The organism is uncultured Anaerotruncus sp. (assembly GCF_902490045.1).
Lineage (GTDB): Bacteria > Bacillota > Clostridia > Oscillospirales > Ruminococcaceae > Anaerotruncus.
The window spans coordinates 1-4860 of record NZ_CABUCJ010000155.1 but is presented as its reverse complement, the minus strand read 5'-3'; the positions used below and the strand labels follow the sequence as shown (position 1 = coordinate 4860).

The window sequence follows — 4860 nt, the reverse complement described above, 5'->3', positions numbered from 1 at the left end:
GGCGGCCGCCCCTCCGGGCGGCCGCCTTCGTATGCGCCATTTCTCATTCCAAACGGTTAAGCACAGCCGCCGCGGCCGCTCCCTCCGGAGGCGTCCCGCAGGAGCAGGATGCTTTCCGGCGCGACCGACAGGTATTCCGCGTTTTCCACCTCGGCAAGCTGCTTGCTGAATTTCCACCAGAGCGCCTCCCCCTCCCCGCCATCGGCGTTCCGGAAGAGGATATACCACTCGAACGGGCTTTCCACCCGTTCGCACACCTCGATGCGCATGGCGTTTTCCACGCCCGCCCGCGCGGGGTGGAAATCGTGCGCGCGGATGCCCACACAGGCAAGGTCGTCGGGCACGGGCGGGACGACCCTGAACCGTACGCCCCAGCCGGGGACTTCAACAAGATCCTCCCCGATCTTGCGGGCCGGGCAGAGATTTTTGCAGCCGGTCAGACGGGCCGCTGTCAGCGTGCCGGGGTTTTTGAAGAGCTCCCGCGTGGCCCCCTCCGAGACGGGACGGCCATGCTCCATAATGAGCAGCCGCCCGCAGAGGCGGTACGCCTCGTCCCGGCTGTGGGTCACCATTACCGCGTCCCCTGAGTAGCCGCGCAGCAGTTCGAGAAGCTCCAGCTGGAGCTTCTCCTTGAGGTGCGCGTCGAGCGCCGAAAACGGCTCGTCCAGGAGCAACGCCTCCGGCTCGTAGGCGAGGATGCGCGCGAGCGCGACCCGCTGCTGCTGGCCGCCCGAAAGCTGGCCGGGATACCGCTTTTCCAGCCCCTCCAGCCGAAATTGCCCGACCAGCGCGGCGATCTTCCCGGCGCGCTCTGCCCGATCCCTCTCCCGCCCGAGGGCGCAGGCGATATTCTCCTCCACCGTCATGTGCGGGAAGAGGGCGTAGCTCTGGAAGAGATAGCCCACCCGCCGCCGCTGGGGCGGCAGGTTGATCCCCGCCGCCGAGTCGAAGAGCACCCGGCCGTTGAGGACGATGCGCCCCTCGTCGGGGGTCTCCACCCCCGCGATGCAGCGCAGCGTCATGCTTTTGCCGCAGCCCGACGCGCCGAGGATGCCCAGCACCCCGTCCGACGTGGTGAACGCCGTCTCGAGTGAGAAGTCGCGCAGCGTGCGCCTGATCCGCACTTCCAGGCTCATTTCTCCGCCCCCTTCCGCTTATAGCGGCTCTCCCGGGAGGCGAACCAGTTCATGCTGATAACGGCGAGCAGCGAGATCATCACGATGATCGCCACATAGTCGTAGGCGCCCGCCATATCCCCCGCGGCGACGGCGGAGTAGATCGCGAGCGGCAGCGTGCGGGTCTTGCCCGCGATATTCCCGGCGATCATGGCGGTCGCCCCGAATTCGCCCAGCCCGCGCGCGAAGGCGACCACCCCGCCGCTGGCGACGCCCGGCGCGGCCAGCGGCATGACCACCCGCCAGAAGATCGCGCGCTCGGACATGCCGATCGTGCGCGCCGCGCAGACGAGGTCCTGATCGACCTGTTCAAACGCACCCCGCGCCGACCGGTACATGAGCGGGAAGGAGACGACCACCGCCGCAAGTACCGTCGCTCCCCACGAAAAGGCGATCTTCACGCTGAAATACTCGATGAAGAACCGGCCGACCGGGCGTTTGACGCCGAAGATGTAGAGCAGGAAAAAGCCCGCCACGGTGGGCGGAAGCACAAGCGGCAGGGTCAGGATCCCGTCGAGCACCATTTTCAGGCGTTCCCGCCGCATCCCGGCAACCAGCCGGGCGGCGAACACGCCGAGAAAAAAGGTGACAAAGATCGAAACCGCCGCCGTCTTCATGGATATCAGGATGGGGGATAAATCCAATGCCGTCCCTCCCCGCCGCGCCGGGCCCAGGGCCCGGCGCGGGATTTGTCATTTCGGATTATTTATTGGGGGTGAAGCCGTACTTCTCAAAGACGGCCAGCGCCTCGTCGCTCTGCAAGAACTCGACAAAGAGCCGCGCGGCGTCCTTATGCTGCGAGGCGGCCACGATGCCGACCGGGTAGATGATCTTCTTTTCCAGGCTGCCCTCCGGCGCTTCGGCAACCACCTGCACCCTGTCGGTCGTCGCCGCGTCGGTCGCGTAGACGACGCCCACGTCGGCGCTGCCCTCGGCCACCCAGTTGAGCACCTCGGTCACGTTGGTGCCCAGGCTCGCCTTGGCGGAAACCGCGTCCCAGAGGCCCAGGCTGGTGAACGCCTCCCTGGCATACTGGCCCGCGGGGACGCTCTCGGGATCGCCCACGGCGATCGTCGCCGCGTCGGCCGCCGTCTCAAAGCTCTTCGCGGCGGAGTCGGAACCGGCCGGCGCGATCAGCACGATCTTATTCTCCAGCAGGTCGACGATCGAATCCGCGTCGATGAGCGACTCGTCCTTGAGCGCGTTCATCTGCTTGGTCGCCGCGGACATGAAGACGTCCGCCTCAAGCCCCTCCTCGATCTGGGTCTGCAGCTTGCCCGAGCTGTCGTAGGTGCCCTCCACCGTGATGTACGGATACCTCTCGGTGAACATCGGGATCAACTCGTCCTTGTAGGAATACTCAAGGCTCGCGGCGGCCGCCACAAGGATGGTCACCGGCTCCTCGGAAACCGCGGGCTCTCCGGCGGGCTCGCTCTCGGACGCGGGTTCCGCGGGGGCGGCTTCCTGCGCGGGCTCCGCGGGGGCCGGCGCGGGTTCGGACGCGCCGCATCCGGCGATCGCGAAGAGCATCAGGGCCGCGAGCAGTACGCTTAACAATTTTTTCATGTTTCATTTCCTCCCGGTTGTCATCTATTTTCTTGCGCACTCCCCAGCGCGGCCGGTGAGAATTTCCAGGCCGTGCCCGAGCGCGGGGATCACATATTCCAGATTCTCCCGGACCGCCTTGGGGCTGCCGGGGAGGTTGACAATGAGCGTCCTCCCCCGGATGACCGCGACGGCGCGGGAAAGCATCGCGCGCTTCGTTATATTTAAGCTCGAATAACGCATCGCCTCAACGATGCCGGGGGCGAGCCGCTCGGCCACGTCGAGCGTGGCCTCCGGCGTGCAGTCGCGGGGGGAAAAACCCGTCCCGCCCGTGGTCAGCACCAGCTCCGCGACGTTTTCGTCGCACAGCCGCCGCAACTCGGCGGAAATCCGTTCCCGGTCGTCGGGCAGCAGCGTGTAGGAGACGACCTCGTAGCCGTTTTGCTCCGCGATTTCGCGGATGACCGCGCCGCTTTCATCCGTCCGCTCTCCCGCGGCGCCCTTGTCGGACAGCGTCACAATCGCAACCCTAAACACGGCGCACCTCCATCCGGTCGCCCTCCGAGATCGTCCCGCCCTGGATCACCCGGGCAAAGACCCCCTCGGTCGGCATGATGCATTCTCCCATCTTCTTAAAGATTTCACAGTGGGAGTGGCACTCCTTGCCGATCTGGGTCATCTCGAGCACCACGCCGCTGCACTCGAGCACCGTGCCGACCGGCAGGCTCCGGAAGTCGATCCCCTCGACCACGAGGTTCTCCCCGAACGCGCCGTCGCCCACCTCGGCTCCGCGCGCCCGGAACGCCTCGATTTTGTCATGGGAGAGCAGGCTCACCTGGCGGTGCCAATCCCCCGCGTGCGCGTCCCCCTCGATGCCCCAGTTCTCCCGGAACAGCGCCGAATGAACGTTTGTCTTCTGTATGCCGCGGCGCTCGCTTACGCACACCGCAATCACCTTTCCCATACTCCTTATCCTCCGATCTGTACCATTTTCCGCCGTTCCACATGCGCCGCATCTTCCCCGAAGAGGTGGTGGGCCGGCTTGCCCCACACCGCCGCGCGAACCGCTTCGGTGAGCGCCGCGTCGTCCGCGCTGCCCCGCAGGAACGCCCGCAGGTCCGTCCCCTCGTCAAAGTGGAGGCAGCGCTTCAAAAAGCCGGTCGCCGTCAGCCGGACCCGGTTGCAGCCGCCGCAGAACCGGTGGCTCATCGCCGAGATAAACCCGATCTTTCCGGAAAAGCCGGGGATGTCGCAATAGGACGCGGGGCCGTTGCCCCACTCCCCCGCGTATTCCGTCAGAGGACCGTAGGCGGCGGCCAGCCGCCTGCGGATTTCATCCGCCGGGACGCCCTCGGAGGGGTTCCCCTCCCCGACCGGCATCAACTCGATGAACCGCACGTCGATCGGGCGGTCCTTCGCGAGCAGGGCGAGCTTTTCCACCTCGTCGCTGCCCCGCGTGGGCACACAGTTGAGCTTCACCCGCAGGCCCGCCGCAAGCGCACGGTCGATCGAACCGAGCACCCGTGAAAGCTCCCCCCGCCGGGTGATCCTGTGGAACGCCTCTGGGTCGAGGGTATCGAGGCTCACGTTGACCGCGTCCAGTCCCGCCGCCGCGAGTTCCTCCGCGTAATCCCCCAGCAGCACGCCGTTGGTCGTCATCGTGACCTGCCGGATGCCGGGGACCGCCTTGATCTCCTTCGCCAGTCCCGCGACGCCCCGCCGCACGAGCGGTTCCCCGCCGGTCAATTTTATCCGCCAGAAGCCGAGCTCCGCCGCGCACCGGCAGACCCGCAGGATCTCCTCGTAGCTCAGGATTTCATCGTGCGCGACCGTCTCCACGCCCTCCTCGGGCATACAGTAGACACACCGCAGATTGCACCGGTCGGTCACCGAGATGCGCAGATAGTCGATCTCGCGGTTATATTGGTCTTTCATCGGTTCACCGCCTTTTATGGAACCGGGCGGCGCGCCCGGCAGAGCTTTTTCGGGAATTGCCGCTTTCCAAGCGGCAAGAATTACTTGCGCGTTCTGCCGCGCGCCTGTTTTAGATATTCCGCCCAGCGGGCGGAGGGTCTGCCGGTAGTCGACCGGCGGCGAGTTCCTTTCTTGTTCGCCCAAGAAAGGAACCAAAGAAGGGCGC

Annotated in this window: 6 protein-coding genes; all 6 read right to left on the bottom strand. The window is 66.1% G+C overall.

Features of this window, described 5'->3' with window-relative positions; genetic code table 11:
- Positions 1-56: 56 nt before the first annotated feature.
- Genes RDM88_RS11855 through moaA form a run of 6 tightly spaced genes read right to left on the bottom strand, consistent with a single transcriptional unit; the run spans position 57 to position 4655 of the window.
- Positions 57-1136, bottom strand: coding sequence for an ATP-binding cassette domain-containing protein (locus RDM88_RS11855; RefSeq protein WP_308755037.1), 1080 nt, complete (start codon positions 1134-1136; stop codon positions 57-59).
- Complete coding sequence (gene modB / locus RDM88_RS11850) at positions 1133-1819, bottom strand: molybdate ABC transporter permease subunit (protein WP_308755036.1); 687 nt, start codon at positions 1817-1819, stop codon at positions 1133-1135. The genes RDM88_RS11855 and modB overlap by 4 nt, the downstream gene beginning before the upstream one ends.
- Positions 1820-1877: 58 nt before the next feature.
- Positions 1878-2741, bottom strand: coding sequence for a molybdate ABC transporter substrate-binding protein (gene modA / locus RDM88_RS11845; RefSeq protein WP_308755035.1), 864 nt, complete (start codon positions 2739-2741; stop codon positions 1878-1880).
- A 24-nt stretch (positions 2742-2765) separates the two neighbouring features.
- Positions 2766-3257 (bottom strand): MogA/MoaB family molybdenum cofactor biosynthesis protein, encoded by a 492-nt coding sequence (locus RDM88_RS11840; RefSeq protein ID WP_308755034.1) that lies wholly within the window; start codon positions 3255-3257, stop codon positions 2766-2768.
- On the bottom strand, positions 3250-3684 hold the full coding sequence (locus tag RDM88_RS11835; RefSeq protein ID WP_308755033.1) for an MOSC domain-containing protein: 435 nt from the start codon (positions 3682-3684) through the stop codon (positions 3250-3252). The genes RDM88_RS11840 and RDM88_RS11835 overlap by 8 nt, the downstream gene beginning before the upstream one ends.
- A 5-nt stretch (positions 3685-3689) precedes the next feature.
- A complete protein-coding gene (gene moaA / locus RDM88_RS11830; protein ID WP_308755032.1) occupies positions 3690-4655 on the bottom strand; it encodes a GTP 3',8-cyclase MoaA in 966 nt (321 codons plus the stop codon).
- Positions 4656-4860: the final 205 nt, after the last annotated feature.

What these genes read in the sequence shown, in the direction of transcription:
- RDM88_RS11855 (WP_308755037.1), bottom strand. Translation starts at nt 1,136, where the DNA reads ATGAGCCTGGAAGTGCGGATCAGGCGCACGCTGCGCGACTTCTCACTC.
- modA (WP_308755035.1), bottom strand. Translation starts at nt 2,741, where the DNA reads ATGAAAAAATTGTTAAGCGTACTGCTCGCGGCCCTGATGCTCTTCGCG.
- RDM88_RS11835 (WP_308755033.1), bottom strand. Translation starts at nt 3,684, where the DNA reads ATGGGAAAGGTGATTGCGGTGTGCGTAAGCGAGCGCCGCGGCATACAG.
- moaA (WP_308755032.1), bottom strand. Translation starts at nt 4,655, where the DNA reads ATGAAAGACCAATATAACCGCGAGATCGACTATCTGCGCATCTCGGTG.